This window comes from Flavobacterium fructosi, from assembly GCF_042787335.1.
In the GTDB taxonomy this organism is placed as follows: Bacteria; Bacteroidota; Bacteroidia; order Flavobacteriales; family Flavobacteriaceae; genus Flavobacterium; species Flavobacterium fructosi.
The window spans coordinates 211,262-236,250 of the sequence record NZ_JBHZQA010000003.1 but is presented as its reverse complement, the minus strand read 5'-3'; the positions used below and the strand labels follow the sequence as shown (position 1 = coordinate 236,250).

Sequence of the window (24,989 nt, the reverse complement as noted above, 5' to 3'; positions counted from 1 at the left end):
CTATTAATCAGTTTCTCTTAAAATTTAATTTAAGAACCAATAAATAATATCCTAAAACTACAACCAAGAAAAGTTGTAGTTTTTTTATTAATATCAAATCATTCACAATTTAATTAGGCTACTTTTTCTCCCATCTAATAAAAACTCCTTTACTGAAAAATCAAAAAAATTGCCTGAAAAATTATTATTTCATATAATTCATAACGAATTTAAATCAATGATTTTCAACAAAATTAATTGGTAATCAAAGGATTTATTTTGTAAATTAGTACTGCTTTCACTATCTTTCGCACTCGAAAAAAAATAAAAACCTTATACATTGAAAAAATGTTAGAAGAAATGAATGATAACCTGTCCCATAAAGAAAATGAGACAGATGGAAATTTAGCACAAGATTCAGCGGAATCAAATCAATCCGAAACAGAAGTATTGGAGACGAAACCCGTAGCTGAACCAATTGATGCGCCTGCAGAAAATAATGTTGTAATTCCTTCAGCCGAAGAATTACCAACTAATGATGCTGCTTCAGAAAGTGATAACCAAACGGCATTAAACGCCATTGCTGATACAAACGCAGAAGAAAGTGAGGACGAGACGCTCAAAGATCGTCATGACATTCCTATGCAAGATTATGATAAACTTTCTTTAGAATCACTGGTAGATGAATTGAAAAATCTGGTAAGCAATGAAAAAGTGCTGTCTGCTAAAGATCATATTGAAGAAATTAAAAAATCATTCTTAGCAAAATACAACCATCTATTAGAAGAGAAAAAAGAAGAGTTTCTTGCCGAAAATAAGGATCCAAGTGAAGAATTTCAATATCACTCTCCACTAAAAAGTAATTTTGATAAATACTACTCGATCTTCAGAGATGCAAAAAATACTCATTTCAAAAGTTTACAAACGAATCTAAAAACTAATTTAGAAAATCGTTTAGCAATTGTTGAGGAATTAAAAGAGTTAATTAACCCTCAAGAAAACATCAAAGACACCTTAAAACATTTTAATGATTTAAGAGAAAGATGGAAAAATGCAGGATCAATTCCAAAAGACAAGTATAATCACGTTTGGAATAATTTTCATTTTCATGTAGAAAATTTTTACGATTATTTACATCTTGACAGAGAAGCGCGCGATTTAGATTTCAAACATAATCTAGAGCAAAAGCAAAAAATCATTCTTAGAGTTGAAGAATTGGTACATGAAGCGGATGTAAATAAGGCTTTTCGCGAATTACAAGATTTGCATAGAATATGGAAAGAAGATATCGGTCCGGTTTCTAGAGAACATCGTGATGAAATTTGGAATAAGTTTAGTGACCTAACAAAAAAAATGCACGATAAACGCGAAGTTCTTTTTGAAAAATTAAGAGGAACCGAAGCTGAGAATTTAGAGAAGAAAAAAGAAATTATATCTAAAATTGAAGTTTTAGCAACCGAAAAAGTAAATGCTCATTCGCAATGGCTCGCTCAAATTGAAAAAGTAGAGGCATTGCGTAATGATTTTTTCTCTGCGGGAAAAGTACCTTCTGAAGTAAATGAGCAAACCTGGTCGAGTTTTAAAACTGCAGTCAGAAATTTTAATACTTTCAAAAATGCTTTTTACAAAGATATTAAGAAAGATCAAAATGACAATTTAAGCAAAAAAACAGCTCTTGTTGACAAAGCTAAAGAATTACAAGAAAGCCTAGACTTTAATACGACTACGCCTATCATGAAGCAAATTCAAGAAGAGTGGAAACAAATAGGACATGTTCCTAGAAAATATTCTGACAAAATCTGGAAAGACTTTAAAGATGCATGTAATCACTATTTTGAAAAACTAAAAGAGCAAAAAAACGAGGAAAACGTTGAAGAAGTTGAAGCTTTCAATAATAAGAAAGCCTACTTAGAAAAATTGCGCGAATATGAATTGACCGGAGACCATAAAACGGATTTGGATGCTATCAAATTACATATCGAAACCTGGAAAAACTACGGGAAAGTTCCTTTTCCTAGAAGACATATAGAAGGAAAATTCAATAAAATCTTGGATGCACTTTTTGAAAAATTAAGTTTGAGTAAAAAAGATACAGAAATGCTTCGTTTCTCTAATAGAATGGATCATTTATCAGAAAGTAACGATACGAGAAAATTAGATAATGAAAAGATTTTCTTAATGCGTAAAATTGAGGAAGTTAAGAATGAAATTTTTCAATTGGAAAATAATATTCAGTTTTTTACCAATACCCGAAATGCTAAAAAAGAAAATTCAATTGTTTTAGAAGTTCGTAAAAACATTGCACTGCATAAAGAGACTTTAGATGTTTGGAAAGAAAAACTGAAACAAATCAGAAATTTGAAACAAGAATAAAATTCCAAAAAAGTTAAAAAAATTAGCCTCGATTTATATTCTATTTCGAGGTTTTTTTTGTCAATACATTTCAAAAGATTAAATTTTTACTTTCATTTATTATGAAAAATGATATAAAGTTGAACACATATTCTAAATTTACAAAATGAATTGGATTCGGAAAATAGTCGTTCTTATTGGATTTTCAATAGTTTTTTTAGTTGTATTTAATGCAGATGAAAATCGTATTGATACCATCCAATCAGAAAAATCCAGTTCAACTTTTTCTGATGACAGAATTCATTCTTCGATTTTTATTCAACCTCAAGCACTTATTACGTTTGCATTAAATAGTAAAACCACAACTACTGGAATTGCTAAATGGTTTGAAAATTTCCTGGTTGCTATTCCTGATTTTAAAGTTTTAAACCTCTTTAATACATTCCTGAACCAAGACATCAACCGATGCGAAAAGGTCTCACTCTTACTCTTTCCTTTCCATTATTTTTGGTGATTTGACACACTGATTCCTCAATTAGAAGATTAAATAATCTTCAATTTAGAATTGATTCCATTTGGAATGCAGTTCGTCTTTTCATTCTATACAAATAACTTAAAAAATAAAAAAATGGATACATCCGTAAATATAATAGGCTTGATAATATTAATCTTAATTGGAATTCCTCTTTACTTTGCATTTCGATCAAACGTTCTAAATAAGAAAAAAATCAAAGCGATAAAGAAAAAATACAGTCAGAATGATCGTTTAAATTTTGAATCAACGATATCCTAAAATAAAAAAGTATTGGCTTTAGACGAAAAGAATAAAGGCTTTCTTTTTATGTATTTTAACTCCGAGAAAGATTTCGTTTATTTTGCAAATTTAAACGATACCAATTCCTGTAAAATAGTACTTACAACCGAAAACAATTCGGATACCATTGTAAAAATCGAATTTGAATTTGAATATATAGAATCTAAAAAGAAGGAATTAATTCAATTTTATACGATTGAAAATGAACCAATCAATCAAGTTTGCTTATATGAAGATCATCAACTAGCAAAACAATGGAGAAAAATTATTTAGGATTGCATTTCCAGTTAATATCAATTATTATCCAGCGAAAGAGGCTCACAATATCGCATCTTTTTTTATACTACCGCTTTTTAATATGATAAATATCATTTTAAATAATTAGTAGTAGCATTACTTTTGATAGATGATAAATGTCGTTCCCATGAAAAATTCTCTAATTCAAAAGTACAATGTTCCAGGCCCTAGATATACTAGCTATCCTACTGTTCCTTACTGGGAAGAAACTGATTTTTCAAATGAAATTTGGACGGAAACTTTAAAAAAATCATTTAAAGCCAGCAATACTTCAGAAGGGATAAGCCTATATATTCACTTGCCTTTTTGCGAAAGCTTGTGTACCTTTTGTGGTTGCAATAAACGTATCACAAAAAATCACAAAGTAGAAAATCCATATATAGAAGCAGTTATAAAAGAATGGACAATCTATTGTAAAATTCTTGATGAAAAACCGACAATAAAGGAAATACATCTGGGCGGAGGAACACCTACTTTTTTTTCTCCAAAGAATTTAGAAGATTTAATTAATGGTATTTTAAGTCATGCTACTAAAGCTTCTGATTATGAGTTTAGTTTTGAAGGCCACCCTAATAATACAACTCATGAACATTTACAAAAACTCTATGATTTAGGCTTCAGAAGAGTAAGTTTTGGTGTCCAGGATTACTCCGAAAAAGTGCAAAAAGCGATTCATAGAGAACAGCCATTTCACAATGTGGCGAAAGTAACCTTTTGGGCAAGAGAAATTGGCTATACGTCGATTGGTCATGATATTATTTTTGGACTGCCATTTCAGGAAGTTGAAGACATTATCGATACCATTGAAAAAACTAAATCATTACAGCCAGACAGACTAGCATTTTATAGTTATGCCCATGTTCCTTGGATAAAAGGTAACGGACAACGAGGCTTTAATGATGAGGACATTCCTAAAGATGATAAAAAGAGATTGCTTTATGAAACAGGCAAAAAATTATTATACGAAAATAGCTATAATGAAATAGGAATGGATCATTTTGCACTTGATACTGACAGTTTAAATAAAGCCTTTAAAAGTGCCAAACTACACCGTAATTTCATGGGATACAGCTCCTCAAAAACTCAATTAATGATTGGCTTGGGGGTTTCTTCCATCAGTGACAGTTGGCTTAGTTTTGCGCAAAATGTAAAGAATCTGGAAGATTACTACCAGATTTTAGAATGGGGTAAATTACCCGTGTACAGAGGGCATTTACTAACAGATGAAGATCTGATCATTAGAAAACACATTTTGAATTTAATGTGCCAGTTTGAAACTACTTGGGGGAATTCTGAAACATATTTTGAAGAGATTCCCGAAGTTTTAATTCAGTTAAAAGAAATGGAAAAAGACGGACTTGTGATCATTAAAGAAAATATGATTCAGGTTACTGATGCAGGAAAACCCTACGTAAGAAATATTTGTATGGCATTTGACCTGCGCTTAAAACGAAAAGCTCCAGAAACTGAACTGTTCTCCATGACAATTTAAGCATGAATAAAAACAAGAAAAACACGCATAAAGCGTGTTTTTCTTGTTTAAGATGCAACGAATTTAACCTTAATGACAATCCGGGTTTTGCTGTACAAACAAACTCATATTTGATGGAGAAACATAAGGAATACCTAACCCTAGCCCCCTTAAAATAAATAATATACCAATTATAACGGTAACATATGGTATTGCTTTTTGAATTTTATTTCGGATGGGAATCGTTAAAAAAGAATTTAAATAAACTACACTGCTCATCAATGGAACGGTACCTAATCCAAATAAAACCATATACAAAACACCAAAACCAGCACTTTGCATCGCTATAGCACCAAACAAAGCAACATAAACCATTCCGCAAGGCAAAAAACCATTCAGTAAACCTATTGTAAATAGTGATTTGTAACTTTTGTTTTTAAACTGACTTCCCAGCTTTGTTTTAATTTTGGAAATCAAATTAAAAACAGGTTTCGAAAAATTGTATTTTGCAAAAGCTCTCTCTGGTATTAAAATTACTAAAATCATTGCAATTCCAATGAATATAGATAATTTTTGTTGCAAACCCGCTAGAAAAAAACCTTTGCCTAATAATCCAAAAACCAAACCAATGGTCGCATAAGCCGATATCCTTCCTAAATGATAAGTGAAAATTTGAGATGCTTTTTTTACGGGATTGTTTCTATCCACAGGTAACATCATAGCAATTGGACCACACATTCCTATGCAGTGCAAACTACTGATTAAACCGAAGATAAAAGCTGTATAAAGCATTGTTTTAGAATAATGTGCTAAAGTCAAAAGGATTTAAAGTCAAAAAAAAGAATTTATCACCTTTCGATTTTAAGACTAATTGATATATACTGTTTCTTTGGTCAAATACGACTTTCCCTCATATTGCCATTCCATATTAATGTCCCATCGACCGCCTACCAGACTTTTTTTAGGTATGAGCAAAGTAGAATTAAATAATGAAATTGACACTTCAAAATCTAATTTTTTGTTAGACGGTCTATACAGGGACACATTTCCTTTTATTTTTTTTGGAATAAACACATCTGGAAAAACAATGCTGATTCCTTCCGGAGTATTTGTAATTATTGGCTTTTGAGCCAAATCATGTGCGTGTTGAATTCGGACCATTTCATCTCCAAAATGAACATCATGTTTGTAATACTCTTCTACAACCAACTCATTATCATATTTTGAATCCGACTGAACTTTGAAAACAAAGTATAAAATGAAGGTCATAAATAATGCAAATGCAATTACAATTCCTGTTCCCCAATTAATTTTCATGTCTTATGTTTTTATATTTAAAGCGCAAAACGCTCATTTTAATCAAAGCTTCTCGGGCTTAAGAAACTAGTTGTACTAGTCTCAATTTTATGGTTCCCGTTGAAAACTTCAATTTTTAATTTGGTCTTATCACTATCTAATAAATTCTGATTGATTTCAATAAATAAAGTTCCTCCGTTCATACCTTGCTTTGGCACTTTTATATCTTGTTTTCCAACTACTTTCAAAGTTCCTTTAATATCAACTAATTTAAAATGAATATCATTAAAATCATCATTGGTTTTATTGATAATCTTAAAAGTATAAATATTGCTGATGTTGTCGCCTTTGTGTTGGAATAATTGGCCTGGCAAACGTAAAATGCTTGCTTCTACATCTGTTCTCAAAAACAACAATCCTATCAAAATCCCAGTCAAAATAAGTAATATAGCCGAATAACCTTTCATTCTTGCCGTGAATTTGAACTTGGTTTTCTTCTCAATTTCATCTTCAGAAGCGTAACGGATTAACCCTTTTGGTAGTCCGACACTATCCATAATAGTATCACATTCATCAATACACGCGGTACAATTCACACATTCCAGCTGAACTCCATTTCGAATGTCAATTCCTGTGGGACAGACATTTACACATTGTTTACAGTCGATACAATCCCCTTTTCCTGATACAGCTCTATCTTCTTGTTTATTGAATTTAGCTCTGCCCACTTCTTTTTCACCGCGAACAAAATCATAGGCAACATTAATAGATTTGTCATCTAATAAAACTCCTTGTAATCTTCCGTAAGGGCAAGCAATAATACAAACCTGTTCTCGAAACCATGCAAAAATAAAATAGAAAACTCCTGTAAAAATTAACAATGAAACTAAAGTACTTACATGATTTGCAGGTCCTTCTTCAATCATTAAAAACAACGTATCACTACTAATAAGATAGGCCAGAAAAACATTGGCGATAAAAAAAGAAATTATTAAAAACAAAGTCCATTTTAAGGCTTTCTTTCTTATTTTCTCTGCATTCCACTTCTGTTTTTCTAAACGAATCTGTGCACCACGATCCCCTTCTATCCAGTATTCAATTCTGCGGAAAACCATTTCCAGAAATATGGTTTGCGGACAAATCCACCCACAAAATATGCGTCCAAAAATAACGGTAAAAAGGATGACGAAAACAACGCCAACAATCATAAAAAGAACAAAGAGATAGAAATCTTGTGGCCAAAATGGAAATCCAAAAATATTAAATCTTCGTTCCAAAATATTGAACATCATGAACTGATTCCCATTAATCTTAATAAAGGGATTCGCAACAAGTATAATCAACAAAAAGTAACTGACCCACTTTCGATACTCATAAAATTTACCTGAAGGTTTTTTAGGGAAAATAAATTTTCGATTTCCTTCTTTATCAATTGTTCCGATGGTATCTCTAAAAGCTTCGTCTGGTAATTTTGACATTTTATTTTTATTTAAATATTTAATCTCAAAGACAAAGTTATTTAGACGGTGACGATGGCATTTTGAGATTAATTTATTATTTATTTTGAAGCAGTTTCATCTACCCAAATCTCACCATCCGGGGCTTTTGGATCTTTAGGATTACTTCCTTTTAGAGACAAAATATAACTGGCTACTTTTTGCATTTCTTTTGGCTTCAACGTTCCTTTCCATGCAATCATTCCTTTTCCATCACGGCCACCATTTGTAATTGTATGGAATAAGTTTTTAATTCCTCCTCCCAAAATCCAATTATCATCCGTTAGATTTGGACCAATTTGACCTCCGGCGTCTGCTCTGTGACATGCAGCACAATTGGTAGTGAAGATTTCTTTTCCCGCCGCTAAATCAGTCGGTTCCGTTAACAAAGTCACCGTTTTTTCATCCATCATATCAGGAGCAGTTTTCATATATTCCGCTACTTCAATTTTGGCTTGAGTCAATTCTTTTTTAAGTTCAGTTTCTTGGTTATCAGCACCTAATAGTTCATAACGCACCATATAAACTACCCCAAAAAAAATACCTGCATAAAATAAATACACCCACCATGGAGGTAAATTATTATCTAATTCTTTGATACCGTCGTAATCATGATCTAACAATAGTAAGCCTTCATTTTCTATTGGTTCTGATTTAGTAATACTTTTCATCAGTTTTTTATACCATTCGGTATCTTTGAAACTTATACTATTTACTTCATTAAGTTTGTCTTTCTGGTCTTCTGTCAAAAGATGATACGTAATATTATCAACAGCGCTCAATGTTATTTCTATTGCGATCAATAGGAAAAGAAACACGAATAAAAAGACAGAAACCATTGGGAATTTTAAGAAAGCAGGTCTGTCTCCGGAGTCTATAAAATATTCCATTGCTGCAAAGACAGCAAAGAAAATAACAGGGACTCTAACATATGCTGGAATTAATTTTTTCATTTTCTAAATTTTAAAAAATTGTACTTTTTAATTGTCGTTCAATGGCATTTGGCTCATTTCATTGATTTTTTCTTTTTTATATGTTAGAACCCAAAAACCGAGTCCTACAAAGAAAATGAAGAAAATTAATAACGAAAGAATTGGATAAGTAGCAACTCCCTCGATTGTTTCCATATTATGCTTTATTTGTTCAAACATGATTTTTATTTTTTAGCTATATCTTTTACTTTAATATCTGTTCCAAGTCTTTGTATGTAAGCAATCAAAGCGATAATTTCTCTTTCATTCATTGGAACAAATTTTTCCCCTCTTGCTTCTGCCTTTTTCTTACTATCATTATAACTTTTTACAAAATCAGGATCATTTTTTAAGCTTTCTTCAATTTTTAGTGCTTGTGTTCTTAGATCCTTAACCCCATTTGCAACTTGAAGCGCCGTGTAAGGAACTCCAAGAATAACCATAGCTTCCATTTTCTTTTGCGTCAAAGAAATATCCATTGGTTTGTTATCAAACAACCATTTGTAACCTGGCATAATAGAACCTGCAGATATACTTTGAGGGTTCCAAAAGTGATTAAAATGCCAATTGTCATTGTATTTCCCTCCTATTCTTTGTAAATCCGGACCAGTACGTTTTGATCCCCAAAGAAATGGGTGGTCATAAACAAATTCTCCTGCTTTAGCTTGTGGACCATATCGTTCTACTTCACTACGGAAAGGACGAACCGATTGCGAGTGACAACCCACACATCCTTCACGAATATATAAATCACGTCCTTCTAATTCTAGAGGAGAATACGGTTTCACACTAGCAATCGTAGGAATATTCGATTTTACCATAATGGTAGGTACAATCTGAATAATACCACCAATTAAGATGGCAACAGTAGCCAAAATGGTTAATTGAATAGGTTTTCTTTCTAACCAAGGGTGAAATTTTTCTCCTTGAACTCGTCCAGAACTAATTTTCAATAATGCCGGAGCTTCCGCTAATTCGTCTTCAATTGCAGAACCTTTTCTTAATGTTTGAACAATGTTATATACCAATGTCAACATTCCTATTAAATAAAGTGAACCACCAATAGCTCTCATCCAATACATTGGCATGATTTGAGTCACTGTTTCCAAAAAGTTACCATAAGTTAAAGTTCCATCTGGGTTAAATTGTTTCCACATTGAAGCTTGTAAAAACCCGGCAACATACATTGGAATTGTATATAAAATAATCCCTAAAGTACCAATCCAGAAGTGAAAGTTAGCCAGTTTAAGAGAGTACAAAGTGCTTTTAGTCATTCTTGGAATCAACCAGTAAATCATACCAAAAGCCATAAATCCATTCCAAGCTAATGCACCTACGTGAACGTGAGCAATAATCCAATCCGTGTAATGCGCGATAGCATTTACATTTTTCAGAGATAGCATTGGACCTTCAAAAGTGGCCATTCCGTAACCTGTTATTGCTACTACGAAGAATTTTAAAACTGGATCTACTCGTACTTTATCCCAAACTCCTCTCAAAGTTAATAGTCCGTTTATCATTCCACCCCAAGATGGTGCGATCAACATTATTGAAAAAGCAACACCTAAATTTTGCGCCCAGTTAGGCAAGGCAGAATATAATAAATGGTGTGGTCCTGCCCAGATATAAATAAAAATTAAGGACCAAAAGTGAACAATTGATAATCTATAAGAATATACCGGGCGATTCGCTGCTTTTGGAACAAAATAATACATCAATCCTAAAAAGGGCGTGGTTAAGAAAAATGCAACCGCATTATGTCCGTACCACCATTGCACTAAAGCATCTTGAACTCCTGCATAAACAGAATAACTTTTCATTGCAGAAACAGGCAATTCTAAACTGTTGAAAATATGCAGAACGGCTATAGTTACGAATGTTGCTAAATAAAACCAGATGGCAACATACAAATGTCGCTCTCTTCTTTTTATTAAAGTTCCAATCATGTTGATACCCATCACTACCCATATTAGGGTAATTGCAATATCAATTGGCCATTCTAATTCGGCATACTCTTTTGATGTACTAAAACCTAATGGTAAAGAAATCGCTGCGGCAACAATAATCAACTGCCAACCCCAAAAATGAATATTACTTAAAAGGTCACTGAACATTCTTGCCTTAAGCAATCGTTGCATCGAATAATACATTCCCGCAAAAAAAGCATTTCCTACAAAGGCAAAAATAACTGCGTTAGTATGTAAAGGTCTCAATCTACCATAACTTAACCACGAAATTCCGTCAGTTAGGTTTGGAAAAAGGAACATGATCGCCAACGTAAGACCGACCAACATTCCTACTACACCAAAAAGGATAGTAGCGTAAATGAATTTCTTTACAATTTTGTTATCATAATAAAACTGCTGCATTTCCATAATTAAATTTGTTTTTCTTCTATTGTTTGTATTGGTTTAGGGCTCTCAATTTTTAGCTCATCGTCAAAAAGCATTCTGACTGATGGCGTATAATCGTCATCATATTGACCTGTTTTTACTGCTCTTATAAAAGCAATAAAAAAGCCTATAGCAACTACTATACTGATGGAGATTAATAAATAAATGACACTCATACCTTAATTTGTGTTAACAAAGTTACTCTGACGTTCTCTAGTAAAATATGACATTTGTCATATATATTGAATTATGTTAAAATTATGTGAAATCAAAATATAAAAGTTATAAGATCCTATTTTTTACTTGCATAATAATTACTCATAACCGTCACAAAACTGACTATGGTTACTGTACTTAACGGCATAATAATAGCTGCAACCAAAGGCAATAAATTCCCTGTAATGGCAAATGATAATCCAACGACATTATATAATAATGACAAGATGAAACTCATTTTAATTGTTGTGATAGAATTCTTAGACAGTTTTAAAAAATAATCCAATTTTGGAAACTCATTGGCATCCAAAATAGCATCACAAGCCGGTGAGAAGACATTTACATTCTCAGAAATAGAAATCCCAACATTACTTTGTGCCAAAGCTCCCGCATCATTCAATCCATCGCCTACCATCATCACATTTTTACCTTGTTCTTGTAAATTTTTGATAAATTCTAATTTTTGTTCTGGTTTTTGATTAAAAATTAATTCCGTGCCTTTCGGCAAAAGTTTTACTAACGTTGACCTTTCTCCTTCATTATCGCCAGACAAAACCTTTATTCGATACTTGTTGTTTAAATTCTTAAAAAGCGTCTCTAATCCTTCTCTATATTGATTATTAAAAATATATTTTCCGTAATAAATTCCGTTAATCTTAATATGAACCGACGTTTGCTGAATGCTATTATCTTCAGATTTTTCTACAAATGAAGCAGAACCAATTTGAATTTGGTATCCAAAAATTTGTGCGCGAATCCCTTTTCCTATAATTTCTTCAAAAGCATCAACTTTTAATTTTTTAGTTTCCTCTGCCGATTTGTTTTGCAAGATTACAACCGATAAATAATCATATAACATTCTGCTCAACGGATGATTTGAAGCCCGAAGTACATTTTTAATCAACACCAAATTTTCATCAGAAAGAATAACTCCTTCATAAGATATATTCGATTTTTTATTGGTGGTAATTGTTCCCGTTTTATCGAAAACAATAGTATCAACTTTCGCCAATTGCTCAATAACCAAAGCATTCTTGAGATAAAATTTCTGTTTTCCTAAAATTCGCAATACATTTCCAAAAGTAAATGGAGCGGTTAATGCCAATGCACAAGGACAAGCAACAATCAGTACCGCCGTAAACACATTGAAAGCGATACTAGTATCTATAAAAATCCAATATCCAAAACCTGAAAAGGCAATTAATAAAAGAATAGGAGTAAAATATCGAGAAATTCTATCTGTTATCGTTTTGTACTTTTGCTCGACATTTTTTTGAAAAACATCATTACTCCATAACTGTGTCAGGTAGCTTTGTGAAACGGAATGTAATACTTCCATTTCTATCACTTTACCCATTTGTTTTCCTCCTGCAAATACTTTATCACCAGAATGTTTGGTAATGGGAATTGCTTCCCCAGTGACAAAACTATAATCAATCTCCGCTTTTTCTGAAATTAAAATACCGTCAACAGGAATTAGTTCTTGGTTTCTGATCAATAATCGGTCACCTTTTTCAACTTCATAAATTGGAACACTTTCTTCTGAAGCATTTGAATTGATTTTGGTAATGGCTATTGGAAAATAGGATTTAAAATCTCTTTCGAAACTTAAAAAACTATAGGTTTTAATCTGAAACATTTTGCCAAGAAGCATAAAGAAAATAAGACCACAAAGGCTGTCAAAAAAACCAGAACCGTAATCCATCACGATATCAACCGTACTTCGCACAAACATTACAACAATTCCCAAAGCGATTGGGATATCGATATTGAGCATTTTAGATTTGATACTTTTATAAGCCGAAACATAATAACCACTAGCCGAATAGAAGAAACTTGGTAACGACAAAACAAAAATCAACCAACGGAAAAAACCGCGGTACTGATCCAGCCAGAATTCTTTAACTTCGAAATATTCAGGAAATGAAAGCAACATGATATTTCCGAAACAAAAAAATGCAACACCAAGTTTATAAGTCAAACTTCTATCTACATCGTTTTTACCAGTTTCATAGTTTTCTAAACTAATATAAGGTTCGTATCCAATGGAACTTAATAAATAAACAATCGTCTTTATTGAAACCGTTTCTGGATTGTAAGTGATTCGCACGGTCTTTTCAGGAAAATTGACCTGAGAAGTACTTATTCCTTTTTGAAGACGTTGTAAATTTTCCAAAATCCAAATACACGAGCTACAATGTATATGTGGAATATTAAGTGAAATAATAGCGGTTGAATTCTCTTGAAATTCCAAAAGTTTTGACACGATACTTTCATTGTCTAAAAAATCATATTTACCATTAATGTCTTGGGGTGTTGCTCCAGGTGATTTTTCAAAATCATAATAGCAAGTCATATCATTAAGACTGAAAATTTCGTAAACGGTCTTACAACCATTGCAACAAAATTCCTTTTTATCAAAAATAATTTCTTCCGCTTTTATAATATTCAAACCACAATGGAAACAGTTTTGTCTGTCCATAATTCTTTGCTCATTTTACCTACTACAAAAGTTGTAAATAGATTAAGTAAAAAATATGACATTTGTCATATAAATTCCTAAATTTGTTAAGTTATTAAATCCCCTTTTTATCATGAGTAAATGTGAACAATGTATTGTTAGAGAATTCAGCTCATTGAAGGCACTTTCGAAAAACGAATTAGTACATCTTTCTGATTGTAAAACATCTCATATTATAAAAAAGGGTGAAGTTATTTTTGAAGAAGGTGAAAATGTAAATGGAATTTATTGCATAAAAGATGGTGTGTGTAAACTAACCAAATTGAGTCCAAACGGTAAAGACCACATCATTAAACTGGTTACAAAGGGAGAATTATTAGGACAACGCTCGATGATTAGTGAAGAACCCGTGAATTTAAGTGCAGTTGCTCTAGAAGATATGGAGGTTTGTTTTATTCCAAAAAGTGAAGTGATGGGTTTCTTTGACAAGAACAATCAGTTTTCGATGAATGTGATGAAAACAATTTGCGGAGATCTGAAAGACGCAGATGATCAGATGGTCAATTTGGCCCAAAAAACAGTAAAAGAAAGATTAGCGGAAACGCTACTTTATTTGCACGATACTTTTGGAAAAAATGAAGACAATACATTAAAAATCCAACTTTCAAGAGATGAATTAGCCAGTATGATTGGCACTGCTACCGAAAGTTGTATTCGTTTGTTATCTGATTTCAAAAAATTAGGTTTGATTGAATTAACAGGCAAAAAAATTCTTTTGAAAGACATCAGTAAACTAAAAAAATTGGCTGAATAGCTATCAAATAACTCCCTATTTATTAGGAAGCCGCTTCGCTTCTTCCCAAAAAACATCCATTTCAGCAAGGGTCATGTCCATTAATGGTTTTCCTAATTCTCCCGCTTTACTTTCCAGATATTGAAAACGTTTGATAAATTTTTTATTGGTTCGTTCCAAAGCGTCTTCCGGATTTACATTAAGAAATCTTGCATAATTTATCATCGAAAACAAAACATCACCAAATTCAGCTTCAATTTTGTCCTGGTCACCCGCTTCAACCTCAACTTGCAGTTCCCCTAGTTCTTCTTGCACTTTGTCCCAAACCTGATGTGACTCTTCCCAATCAAATCCAACACCTTTTACTTTATCTTGAATTCGGCTTGCTTTTACCAATGCAGGCAAACTTTTAGGAACTCCTTCTAAAACTGATTTTTTACCTTCCTTAAGTTTGAGTTTTTCCCAGTTTTGTTTGACCTCCTCTTCATCTTTAACAACAACATCACTGTAAATATGTGGATGACGATGAATCAGTTTATCACAAATTTCATTGCAAACATCGGCCACATCAAAATCATTTGTTTCACTTCCAATTTTAGCATAAAAAACAATATGCAATAACAAATCACCTAATTCTTTCTTTACTTCACTTAAGTCATTGTCTAAAATGGCATCACCCAACTCGTACGTTTCTTCTATGGTAAGATGACGTAGAGTTTGCATGGTTTGCTTTTTATCCCAAGGACACTTCTCTCGCAAATCGTCCATGATGTCTAATAGTCTTTCGAAAGCCTGAAGCTGAGTTTTTCTTGAATTCATTACGCAATTGGTTTTTGTAAAAATAAAAAAATCCTGCTAAGAAATCATCTTAACAGGATTAAATATAATTTATTAAAATATAATCTGCTATTTTTTTACTGGAGCTTTTTTTGCAGGAGCTTTCGCTTCTGTAACAGAAGCTTCTTCTGCTACTGCAGCAACTTCTACTTTATCTGGTGTTTCTTCCGTAACAACAGTATCTGCTACTTCATCAGTAACCAATCCTTTTGCTTGAAGCATATTATACCAGTTTAAAACTTTCTTAATATCCGATGGATATACTCTTTCTTCATCATAATCAGGTAAAATTTCTTTGAAATAAGCCGTTAGTTTAGCATTGTCTTCTTTATGAGAAATCGCTGGACCTTTGTTTTCTTTATCAGCAATTTTTTGCATGATTTCAGCTAATGATTTTTCCCCTTCATGCGTATAAATTGAAATCTCAGACAATAAACTCACATTACTTTTTAAATTTACTGTGATTTTTTTTCCGTCTAATAATGATTCTGCAACAAATCCTGTACGTGTTTGTACTTTTAATACATATAAACCTGGTTTCCCAGCAATGGCTAATATTTTTTCTAAAGTCATGTTTTTCTAATTATTATTAAGAATTCAATTTATTTTTACTTTTCATTATTCAACTAAAACCATACCAATATTAAAGAATAGTATTAAATTACCTGCCTTTTTTGGCGAAAAATTTCATTCGGTAATCTTGAAATGTTTTTCCTTCCAAGATATTTTTTAGTTTCTTTTGAATCAAACGCTTTTTAAGTGATGAAATTTTATCGGTAAATAAAACGCCTTCAATATGGTCGTATTCGTGTTGGATTACTCTGGCGATTAAACCATCAAAAACTTCGGTTTTCATTACAAAATCCTCTTCACAATACTCGATCGTTATTGTTGGATTGCGAAATACATCCTCCCGAACATCAGGAATACTCAAGCAACCTTCGTTGAAACTCCATTCTTCACCTTCTTCTTTTATCATTTTTGCGTTGATAAAAGTTTTTTTGAATCCTTTAAGTTCTTTTTGTTCCGCATCTTCGAGATCTTCATCCTCGCTAAAAGGCGTTGTATCGATTACAAATAAACGAACTGCCAATCCTACTTGTGGTGCAGCAAGTCCAACTCCATAAGCATTATACATGGTCTCATACATATTAGCAATTGTTTCCTTCAAATTAGGATGATCTTGTGAAAGAACCTCTCCTACTTTTCTTAAAACTGGATCACCGTATCCTATAATTGGTAAAATCATTAGTGTTGTATTAAGTATTATCTACTGTAAGTCTGAAATCAATTTACTTTTAATTCAGTTTGCAAAAATAGTAAAAAAATAGACAATGAATAATCCTCCAATGATTATTAGTGCTTTTTTAGAATTTAAGTTAAAACGCACTTAAATATTCTTTATATAAATCGTACAATTCCTACCTTTGCGAACAATCCAATTGTATGATCTACGAAATCCGAAAATTCACCGACAGTACTTATTTTACCAATGCTTTAAAAGTAACAATAGCAGCAGTTATTCCTGTTTTGCTTTTTTCTTTTTTTGGTAATTTTGAAATCGGATTTACGATAGCTCTTGGGGCTTTTTTCACCTATCCAAGTGATATCCCAAGTAATCTAAAACATAAAATTAACGGTATTCTCTTCACTGCATTTCTTGTAGCGGGTGTCAACCTAATAGTGAATATTATACATCCCTATTCTTTGGTTTTTTATCCCTTTTTAGCCGTTTTAATTTTTTTATTATCAATGATTTCAGTCTATGGACAAAGAGCCACCATGGTTTCCTTCTCCGCATTACTTACAGTTTCACTTGCATTTGCACACTTACACACTGGCGCGGAAATGCTCCGATATTCCGGTTTAATTCTTGTTGGCGGTTTATTTTATCTCCTTATTTCGCTTATTTTTCACTACATCAGACCTCACCGATATATCGAATTACAAATTGCTGAATGTATTAAACTCACGGCTAAATACCTGAAATTAAGAGGCGATTTATGGACTATCAATGCTGATAAAAAAGCGATTATAGAAAAACAATTACATCTTCAGGTAGAACTGAATACGATTCGACAAAACATTCGAGAAGTGCTTATTAGCACTCATACTACTTCCGGTTCTTCGAATCAAAACCGAAAAATGCTTATCGTTTTTATTTCATTGACAGAAATTCTGGAACTCGCATTATCTACTTCATTTGACCACGATAAATTACATCAAAAATTTGATGACCATCCAAAAGTGCTATTTACTTATCAAAGCCTAGCATACAATCTTGCCGCCAGTTTAAAGCAATTATCCAAAAGCATTCAAAATAAAACTAAATATGTTTCTAAACACACTTTGCCAGGCGATTTAAATATATTAGAACTTGCGATAACAGATTACGAAAATAAATTAGGGAAGGCTTCGGCTTCCGAAGGTGTTTTTATGCTGACGACCATGCTTCAATATGCAGAAAAACAAGTTGAAAAAATAAAAATTGTTGAACGTGCTTTTAGCTTGGCTATTAATTCACTCGACTTTAAAGGAAAAGATAAAGATTTAGAAAAGTTTCTGACGCCACAATATTACCCTTTAAGCACTTTGATTCAAAATCTGAGTTTCTCTTCTACTATTTTCAGACATTCGCTACGATTAACCGTAACAATTCTGATTGGTTTTATAATTGGAAACATACTGCCTTTTCACAATGTATATTGGATTTTATTGACTATTCTGGTCATCATGCGACCCGGATACGGCTTGACAAAAAAACGTTCTTTTCATCGAATTTTCGGTACTATTTTAGGCGGATTAATTGCATTTGGAGTGCTTTCATTGGTACATAATAGTATTGCAATCAGTATTTTTTCGATCCTTTGTATACTCTTGGGATTCTCCTTTACGCAAACAAATTATAAAATCAGTGCAACATTTGTGACGATGTATATTGTTTTCATTTACGGAATATTGACTCCTAATATTACTGATGTGATTCAGTATAGAATTTTAGACACCATTGTAGGTGCCACTTTAGCTTTTCTCGCCAATCATTTTTTGTGGCCTTCATGGGAATTTTTAAACATTCCCATTTATTTGGAAAAATCTATTAAAGCCAATCAAAATTACTTGAAAGAAATTTCTATATTTTATAACAAAAAAGGTTCCGTTTCGACTTCCTATCGATTAGCTCGAAAAAATGCTTTTATAGAAATTGGTAATTTAATGGCGTCATTCCAAAGAATGGCGCAGGAGCCTAAATCAAAGCAAAAGCAATTACCTCAAGTATATAAACTAGCGATTCTTAATCATTCGCTGCTTTCCTCTTCTGCTTCTTTAGGGACCTATATCCAATCACACAAAACAACATCAGCTTCCGAGGCATTTAATGTGGTGGTGGATACCGTCATTAAAAACTTGGATAATGCAATTGCACTGCTAAAAGAGAACGATATAGAACTAAAAGAAAATCTTGCAAAAGAAGATTTAGCCATGCGTTTTTCGGAGTTAAAAAATATGCGAGCCATAGAATTGAAAGAAGGAATATCAATTGATGAAGAAGCATTCCATTTGAAAATGCAGGAAGCACAACTAGTAATCGAACAATTAATCTGGCTAACTAATTTATCCGAAAATATTGTAAAAACGACTAAAGAATTAATCGCTACTTAAAACAAAAAAGCTGGATTTAGAAGTTCAAATCTAAATCCAGCTTATTCGATCCTATTGTAAAATTTCTAATTATTCAATTTTAAAATTTCAGCAGTATTTTTTCTTATTTCTTCCAATAAAGACGGTTTATCATTTAATGTTTGTCCAAATGATGGTATCATTATTTTCAATTTTTCTTGCCATTCCGGATTAACAATTTCATTTTTAAAACATTTTCCAACCAAATCTGTCATGATTGAAACTGCTGTAGAAGCACCGGGAGAAGCGCCAAGTAATACAGCTAAATTACCATCCGCAGTTGTAATTACCTCAGTACCAAATTCAAGTATTCCACCTTCTTTTTCATCTTTCTTTATAACTTGTACCCGCTGCCCCGCTCTTTCTATTTTCCAGTCCTTAGATCTGGCTGTAGGAACATATTCTCTCAACGCATTAATCCTGTCTTTAGGGGATTGACGTACTTGTTCTATCAAATATTTTGTAAGCGGTATATTCTTAATACCTGCAGCTATCATCGGAATAATATTGTCCGTTTTAATAGACAAAGGCAAATCAGAATAAGAACCATTCTTTAAAAACCGAGTAGAAAACCCGGCAAAAGGACCAAAAAGAAGTGCTTTTTCTCCATCTATCATTCGGGAATCAATATGTGGTACAGACATTGGTGGCGCTCCCACGGAAGCTTTACCATAAACTTTAGCCTGATGTTTTGCAATTACTTCCGGATTCGTACATTTTAACCATTGTCCACTAACCGGGAAACCTCCAAAACCCTTTCCTTCTGGAACGTCTGCTTTTTCTAGTAATGGCAATGACCCACCTCCAGCACCGATAAAAACAAACTTGGTATATGCTTTTCTTTTTTGGCCGGTAGCCAAATCGGTTATTTTTATTCTCCAAGATTTATCTTCCCGTTGTTTCAATTTTTGAACTTCGTGATGAAAATGCATCGTAACACCATCTAATTTAGCCAAATAATTAAACATACTTCTTGTTAATTCCCCAAAATTCACATCCGTACCAATTGCCATAGAAGTAGCTGCAACTTTTTCATCTTCGCCTCTACCCTCCATAACCAAAGGCATCCACTTTTTTAATTCTAAAAAATCAGTACTAAATATCATTTGTTTGAAAAGTGGATTGAATTGTAAAGCTTCAAATCTTTTCTTTAGATATGCTACATTTTTTTCACCCCAAACAAAACTAACATGAGGAATACTTTTTATGAAATTTTCAGGGGATGTAATTTTTTTTTCTTGGACTAAATAGGCCCAAAATTGCCGAGAAACTTCGAACGATTCAGCGATACTAATTGCTTTTCTTGGATCAATAGTTCCATCCAAACTTTCAGGCGTGTAATTAAGTTCACAAAAGGCAGAATGTCCGGTTCCGGCATTATTCCAGGCATCAGAACTTTCAGCAGCTGCAATATCTAATCTCTCGAAAATATCAATTTTTAAATCTGGTTGTAATTCTTTAAGAATTAAACCAAGAGTGGCACTCATTATTCCAGCTCCTATAAGAACTACATCACTATTTGAACGAATTGTTGTATCAGGCATAACAAAAATTTAAAGCGCAAAGATACTTCATATAATTGCAAAAAAAACCTTAAATTTTGTGTGAAAAGTTACATAATTACGAAAACGTTTTAGAAATTTAAAACGATTTTCGTGTCAAATAGTCTTGCAACATTATCGTTGCCGAAATTTCATCTATAAGTGCTTTATTTTGACGTTGTTTCTTCTTGAGTCCGCTGTCTATCATCGTTTGGAAAGCCATTTTTGAAGTAAAACGCTCGTCTACCCGAATAACTTTCATCTCCGGAAAATGATTTGTAAAATGCGTTACAAAACCTTTTATCATCGATGCGCTTTCAGAGGGTTCGCCATTCATTTGTTTTGGTTCACCAATAAGAACAGCTTCTACTTTTTCTTTGGAAAAATAGTCCTTCAAAAAAACAATTGCAGTGGCGGATGGAACAGTAGTTAATCCTGAAGCAATAATTTGCATTTCATCAGTAACAGCTATTCCTGTGCGCTTTTGTCCGTAGTCTATGGCGAGTATTCTTGGCATTTGTATATTTTTTTCAAAGGTAACTATTTTAATTTTCCAATTCTTAGCAACAACGGAAAAGTCACTTTCTGATCGCTTTTTAGCCAAAACGTTTTCAAATCATCGTAAATCAAATCCAAAGGATTTTTATTGTTTTTCGAAATATAATGCTGTCTCGCTGACCATGTTTCCAGATATCCAATGAGTTCGTCAAAAGTCCAAGTTAAATTATTTTCGAACGATTTCGTTACAATTTCATCAAATGGGAATGGTATCGTTTTGTAATTTTAATCTAAATACTTTCGCTCGGCATCCCAATACGGCCCTACAATATTGTGATAGTAATCCTGTATTATTGTATCCGAATCTGCATTGTTAGAAAACAAACCATAACCCAGAACCGAAAAAGTTCCGTCTGGTTTTAAGATTCTGTAAATTTCTTTGTAAAAAACATCTAAATCAAACCAATGAATGGCTTGTGTTACGGTAATTAAATCAAACTCTTTATTTTTGAAAGTAGTATTTTCAGCAGCCGCTATTTTATATATTATGTTCGCGCCTGGAATGGCATTATCAAATTGGCTTTGACTAATATCAATTGCGTCAACCGTTTCAAAAAACGGAGAAAGTTTATGGGCAACCTGACCATTTCCTGTCGCAATATCAAGCGCAACAGATTTATTAGTGACAAATGAAATCAAATAATCAATCATTTCATCTGGATATTGTGGACGAAATTTCGAGTATACAAGCGATTGTTTAGAGAAATTATCTTTCATAATAATTCATGAATCAATTAAAAAGAAGATTTAGAACCAGAAAAAAGTTCTGTACTGATTACCAATTTACTACTAAATAACATTATCCATATAAAAATAATGAATTAAATTTATTAACATTTTCAATTCATTTCGACTTTTTGCTTTTAGCTAAAAACCCTATCTTTGCCAAAAAACTAATTAAAATGAATCCATTACAAACTATTATAGAGCAAGCTTGGGAAAACCGTGCTTTGCTGCAGGAAAAAACTACAACTGACGCAATCAGAGAAGTTATTGAGTTACTTGACACGGGGAAATTACGTGTTGCTGAACCAGTTGCTGAAGGATGGCAAGTAAACGAATGGGTTAAGAAAGCCGTGGTAATGTACTTCCCTATTCAAAAAATGGAAACATTACATTCTGGTATTTTCGAATATCACGATAAAATGTTATTGAAAAAAGACTTTGCCGAAAAAGGAATTCGTGTCGTTCCAAATGCAGTAGCGCGTTACGGTGCTTACATTTCTAGCGGTGTTATATTGATGCCTAGTTATGTAAATATTGGTGCATATGTAGATGAAGGTACGATGGTAGACACATGGGCGACCGTAGGAAGTTGTGCTCAAATTGGTAAAAACGTACACTTAAGTGGTGGTGTTGGTATCGGTGGTGTTCTTGAACCATTACAAGCGGCTCCAGTAATTATTGAAGACGGTGCTTTTATTGGTTCTCGTTGTATTGTTGTAGAAGGGGTACATGTTGGGAAAGAAGCTGTACTTGGTGCCAATGTTTGTTTGACTGCCTCTACAAAAATTATTGATGTTACAGGAGATACTCCAGTTGAAATGAAAGGTTATGTCCCTGCTCGTTCTGTAGTGATTCCTGGAAGTTATACTAAAAAATTCGCTGCTGGTGAGTTCCAAGTGCCTTGCGCACTAATCATTGGAACCCGTAAACCTTCAACAGATTTAAAAACATCATTGAATAATGCTTTACGCGAATATGACGTAGCGGTATAATACGCTTTCGTTTATAAATTTTTATAAAAAAACCTATTGGATATTTCAATAATTATTGTCAATTACCGTGGTTGGAAAGCCTTAGACGACTGTTTAGAATCTATAGACGCAATTATTTCAAAAACATTCGCATTCGAAGCTATCATTGTTGATAATTTTTCTAATGACGGACAATTTCCCGTTTTTAAACAAAAATATTCCAAGTTTACATTTATAGAAAATTCTGGTAATAATGGTTTCTCAAATGGCTGCAACTTTGGTGCAAGTATTGCTACGGGAAACCATTTCCTTTTTTTAAATCCAGATACAAAACTTACTCTTGAAGCCCTTGAAACTCTTTTAGAAACGGCTAGTTCAAATCCTGAAATTGGAATTTTGTCTTGTGTGCAAATAAATGAAAACGCTGTTTTTTACAAACAGAATAATTTATTTCCGGTTTTGGGACGATTTTTCGGAATCTCAAGATCTCTTTTTAGAAAGCTGAACAAGGCAAAACTGGAAAACCGTTTTAACCACAATAATGACTTATTTTACCCAGATTGGGTTACCGGAGCGGTCATTTATATGAGCCGAGAATGGTTTAATAAAATTAAAGGCTGGAACGAAGATTACTGGTTGTATTTTGAAGATGTTGATCTTTGCAAAAAGGTTTTTGATAGTGGAGGAAAAGTTGCCGTAACCAGAAAAGCGACGATTTTTCATCAGCATGGTGGTGCATCCCGATTAAATGTCAAGACAAAAGCACTCACAAAAACCGAAGTAATAATTTCTAAACACACTTATATCAGCAATCAATTCCCAACTGGAATTCAGATTTATTTACACAGCTTATTGATTACAGGAGTCCTTCTGGAGAAAACCATCTTGTCCATTTTAAGCCTATTTTTGTTTTTTATTCCAAAATTAAAAGTGAACCGATTGATGTTTAAAAACCTATTTGTTTATTATTTTAATGTGCTTCAAAAGCAAACATGGATTAGTCCTCGTGCAATGAATTACTTGAAAACAAAAGCATAATTTTTTCAAATTTACTTCGAATGAAAATACTTGTAATTCAACAAAAAATGATTGGTGATGTTTTGGTAAGCTCCATTTTATGCGAAAATTTGCGCAAAGCCTATCCAAAAGCGCAAATTGATTATATGGTTTACGAATCTACAATTGCAGTTTTACAAGGAAACACCAGTTTCGACAATCTCATCCTTTTTCAGGAAAAACATCAAAAAAGCAAATGGGAATATTTTAAATTATTGAAATCCATTCGAGCTGAAAAATATGATATTGTTATAGATGCGTATTCCAAATTAGAAAGCTGGCTTGTCGTATTGTTATCGGGTGCAAAACAAAAAATATCGTATTGGAAAAAAGCAAGAGAATTTCTTTATACAGATACTGTTAAACGAAAAAAAACCTCCAATACTAATTTGGGTTTAATAATCGAACAACGATTAGCCTTGTTAAATCCTTTGTATCTGGATATTGAATTAGAAACTTTTCCGCGAATTTACGTCACGAACGAAGAAAATAATTTTGCCACTTCACTTTTTGAATCGCACGGAATAAATCACTCCAAAAAGACGATAATGATCAGCACAATTGGTAGCAGTCCAGACAAAACCTATCCGCTGGAATACATGTCGCAGTTCGTTGATTTTATTGCAGCTAAGGGGGATGTGAATATCCTTTTTAATTATTTTCCAAAGCAAATTGAGGAAGCAAAAATAATCTACAATGGTTGTAAAGAAAGTACTAAACAGAAAATTTACTTCTCCGTTTTAGGAAAAAATATTCGTGAATTTATTGCTATTATGAACCATTGTGACATGATAATTGGCAATGATGGTGGCGCAATTAATATGGCAAAAGCTTTAGAGAAACCTTCATTTATTATTTTCTCGCCATGGATTGATAAAAAAGGTTGGGCTACCTTTGAAGATGGAATAAATCATGTTTCGCTTCATTTAAGAGAGTTCAAACCGAGTTTATTTGAAGAAAAAACAGCTAAAACAGTAAAAAAAGAAACCGTTTTATTCTATAAGGAATTTACTCCCGAGTTGATTTTTCCTGCTTTAAATACTTTCTTGGAAACACATTTAAAATAATGTTTTATTATTGTAA

Annotated in this window: 23 protein-coding genes; 9 read left to right on the top strand and 14 right to left on the bottom strand. The window is 32.8% G+C overall.

Annotated features, from left to right (window positions below; genetic code table 11):
- Positions 1–327 precede the first annotated feature (327 nt).
- The 4 genes from ACFX5D_RS06330 (at position 328) to hemN (ending at position 4,934) form a co-directional block, all read left to right on the top strand.
- Positions 328–2,352, top strand: a complete 2,025-nt coding sequence (locus tag ACFX5D_RS06330; RefSeq protein ID WP_379857387.1) for a DUF349 domain-containing protein — start codon at positions 328–330, stop codon at positions 2,350–2,352.
- 145 nt (positions 2,353–2,497) lie between these two features.
- A complete protein-coding gene (locus ACFX5D_RS06325) occupies positions 2,498–2,845 on the top strand; it encodes a hypothetical protein (protein ID WP_379857386.1) in 348 nt (115 codons plus the stop codon).
- 291 nt (positions 2,846–3,136) lie between these two features.
- On the top strand, positions 3,137–3,418 hold the full coding sequence (locus tag ACFX5D_RS06320) for a hypothetical protein (protein ID WP_379857385.1): 282 nt from the start codon (positions 3,137–3,139) through the stop codon (positions 3,416–3,418).
- A gap of 151 nt (positions 3,419–3,569) precedes the next feature.
- Complete coding sequence (hemN, locus tag ACFX5D_RS06315; protein ID WP_379857384.1) at positions 3,570–4,934, top strand: oxygen-independent coproporphyrinogen III oxidase; 1,365 nt, start codon at positions 3,570–3,572, stop codon at positions 4,932–4,934.
- A gap of 69 nt (positions 4,935–5,003) precedes the next feature.
- Here hemN and ACFX5D_RS06310 read toward each other — a convergent pair whose 3' ends face one another.
- The 8 genes from ACFX5D_RS06310 to ACFX5D_RS06275 form a co-directional block, all read right to left on the bottom strand.
- Positions 5,004–5,705 carry a sulfite exporter TauE/SafE family protein gene (locus tag ACFX5D_RS06310; RefSeq protein WP_379857383.1) on the bottom strand — a complete coding sequence of 234 codons (702 nt, stop codon included), beginning with the start codon at positions 5,703–5,705 and terminating at the stop codon, positions 5,004–5,006.
- A gap of 75 nt (positions 5,706–5,780) precedes the next feature.
- Positions 5,781–6,230 (bottom strand): FixH family protein, encoded by a 450-nt coding sequence (locus tag ACFX5D_RS06305; protein ID WP_379857382.1) that lies wholly within the window; start codon positions 6,228–6,230, stop codon positions 5,781–5,783.
- A gap of 38 nt (positions 6,231–6,268) precedes the next feature.
- Positions 6,269–7,687 (bottom strand): cytochrome c oxidase accessory protein CcoG, encoded by a 1,419-nt coding sequence (ccoG, locus tag ACFX5D_RS06300; RefSeq protein ID WP_379857381.1) that lies wholly within the window; start codon positions 7,685–7,687, stop codon positions 6,269–6,271.
- A gap of 80 nt (positions 7,688–7,767) precedes the next feature.
- Positions 7,768–8,658 (bottom strand): cbb3-type cytochrome c oxidase N-terminal domain-containing protein, encoded by an 891-nt coding sequence (locus tag ACFX5D_RS06295; RefSeq protein WP_379857380.1) that lies wholly within the window; start codon positions 8,656–8,658, stop codon positions 7,768–7,770.
- 27 nt (positions 8,659–8,685) lie between these two features.
- Positions 8,686–8,856 (bottom strand): CcoQ/FixQ family Cbb3-type cytochrome c oxidase assembly chaperone, encoded by a 171-nt coding sequence (locus tag ACFX5D_RS06290; RefSeq protein ID WP_073207217.1) that lies wholly within the window; start codon positions 8,854–8,856, stop codon positions 8,686–8,688.
- Between the two features lie 5 nt (positions 8,857–8,861).
- Entirely contained in the window at positions 8,862–11,051 is a 2,190-nt protein-coding gene (ccoN, locus tag ACFX5D_RS06285) for a cytochrome-c oxidase, cbb3-type subunit I (protein WP_379857379.1), read from the bottom strand.
- 2 nt (positions 11,052–11,053) lie between these two features.
- Entirely contained in the window at positions 11,054–11,245 is a 192-nt protein-coding gene (gene ccoS / locus ACFX5D_RS06280) for a cbb3-type cytochrome oxidase assembly protein CcoS (protein WP_073207223.1), read from the bottom strand.
- A 116-nt stretch (positions 11,246–11,361) separates the two neighbouring features.
- Positions 11,362–13,767: a heavy metal translocating P-type ATPase gene (locus tag ACFX5D_RS06275; RefSeq protein WP_379857378.1), complete on the bottom strand. Its 2,406-nt coding sequence runs from the start codon at positions 13,765–13,767 to the stop codon at positions 11,362–11,364.
- 112 nt (positions 13,768–13,879) lie between these two features.
- Between ACFX5D_RS06275 and ACFX5D_RS06270 the strand changes: the two genes are divergently transcribed.
- Positions 13,880–14,560, top strand: coding sequence for a Crp/Fnr family transcriptional regulator (locus ACFX5D_RS06270; RefSeq protein WP_379857377.1), 681 nt, complete (start codon positions 13,880–13,882; stop codon positions 14,558–14,560).
- 15 nt (positions 14,561–14,575) lie between these two features.
- Here the strand turns inward: ACFX5D_RS06270 and mazG are convergent, their stop codons facing one another.
- The 3 genes from mazG to def form a co-directional block, all read right to left on the bottom strand.
- Positions 14,576–15,358 carry a nucleoside triphosphate pyrophosphohydrolase gene (gene mazG, locus ACFX5D_RS06265; protein ID WP_379857376.1) on the bottom strand — a complete coding sequence of 261 codons (783 nt, stop codon included), beginning with the start codon at positions 15,356–15,358 and terminating at the stop codon, positions 14,576–14,578.
- Positions 15,359–15,445: 87 nt separating this feature from the next.
- Entirely contained in the window at positions 15,446–15,949 is a 504-nt protein-coding gene (locus ACFX5D_RS06260) for a DUF5606 family protein (protein WP_379857375.1), read from the bottom strand.
- Between the two features lie 88 nt (positions 15,950–16,037).
- A complete protein-coding gene (gene def / locus ACFX5D_RS06255; protein ID WP_379850115.1) occupies positions 16,038–16,625 on the bottom strand; it encodes a peptide deformylase in 588 nt (195 codons plus the stop codon).
- A gap of 197 nt (positions 16,626–16,822) precedes the next feature.
- Between def and ACFX5D_RS06250 the strand changes: the two genes are divergently transcribed.
- A complete protein-coding gene (locus ACFX5D_RS06250) occupies positions 16,823–19,036 on the top strand; it encodes an FUSC family protein (RefSeq protein ID WP_379857374.1) in 2,214 nt (737 codons plus the stop codon).
- 65 nt (positions 19,037–19,101) lie between these two features.
- On the opposite strand, the gene ACFX5D_RS06245 is transcribed toward ACFX5D_RS06250, so the two are convergent.
- The 3 genes from ACFX5D_RS06245 to ACFX5D_RS06235 all read right to left on the bottom strand — a co-directional run bounded on the left by ACFX5D_RS06245 (position 19,102) and on the right by ACFX5D_RS06235 (position 21,870).
- On the bottom strand, positions 19,102–20,598 hold the full coding sequence (locus tag ACFX5D_RS06245) for a malate:quinone oxidoreductase (RefSeq protein ID WP_379857373.1): 1,497 nt from the start codon (positions 20,596–20,598) through the stop codon (positions 19,102–19,104).
- 97 nt (positions 20,599–20,695) lie between these two features.
- Positions 20,696–21,112 (bottom strand): Holliday junction resolvase RuvX, encoded by a 417-nt coding sequence (gene ruvX / locus ACFX5D_RS06240; RefSeq protein WP_379857372.1) that lies wholly within the window; start codon positions 21,110–21,112, stop codon positions 20,696–20,698.
- 266 nt (positions 21,113–21,378) lie between these two features.
- A complete protein-coding gene (locus ACFX5D_RS06235; RefSeq protein ID WP_379857371.1) occupies positions 21,379–21,870 on the bottom strand; it encodes a class I SAM-dependent methyltransferase in 492 nt (163 codons plus the stop codon).
- Positions 21,871–22,055: 185 nt separating this feature from the next.
- Between ACFX5D_RS06235 and ACFX5D_RS06230 the strand changes: the two genes are divergently transcribed.
- The 3 genes from ACFX5D_RS06230 to ACFX5D_RS06220 are packed head-to-tail and all read left to right on the top strand — an operon-like array spanning position 22,056 to position 24,973.
- Complete coding sequence (locus ACFX5D_RS06230; RefSeq protein WP_379857370.1) at positions 22,056–22,871, top strand: 2,3,4,5-tetrahydropyridine-2,6-dicarboxylate N-succinyltransferase; 816 nt, start codon at positions 22,056–22,058, stop codon at positions 22,869–22,871.
- A 36-nt stretch (positions 22,872–22,907) separates the two neighbouring features.
- Positions 22,908–23,888: a glycosyltransferase gene (locus ACFX5D_RS06225; RefSeq protein ID WP_379857369.1), complete on the top strand. Its 981-nt coding sequence runs from the start codon at positions 22,908–22,910 to the stop codon at positions 23,886–23,888.
- Between the two features lie 20 nt (positions 23,889–23,908).
- On the top strand, positions 23,909–24,973 hold the full coding sequence (locus ACFX5D_RS06220) for a glycosyltransferase family 9 protein (protein ID WP_379857368.1): 1,065 nt from the start codon (positions 23,909–23,911) through the stop codon (positions 24,971–24,973).
- Positions 24,974–24,989 lie beyond the last annotated feature (16 nt).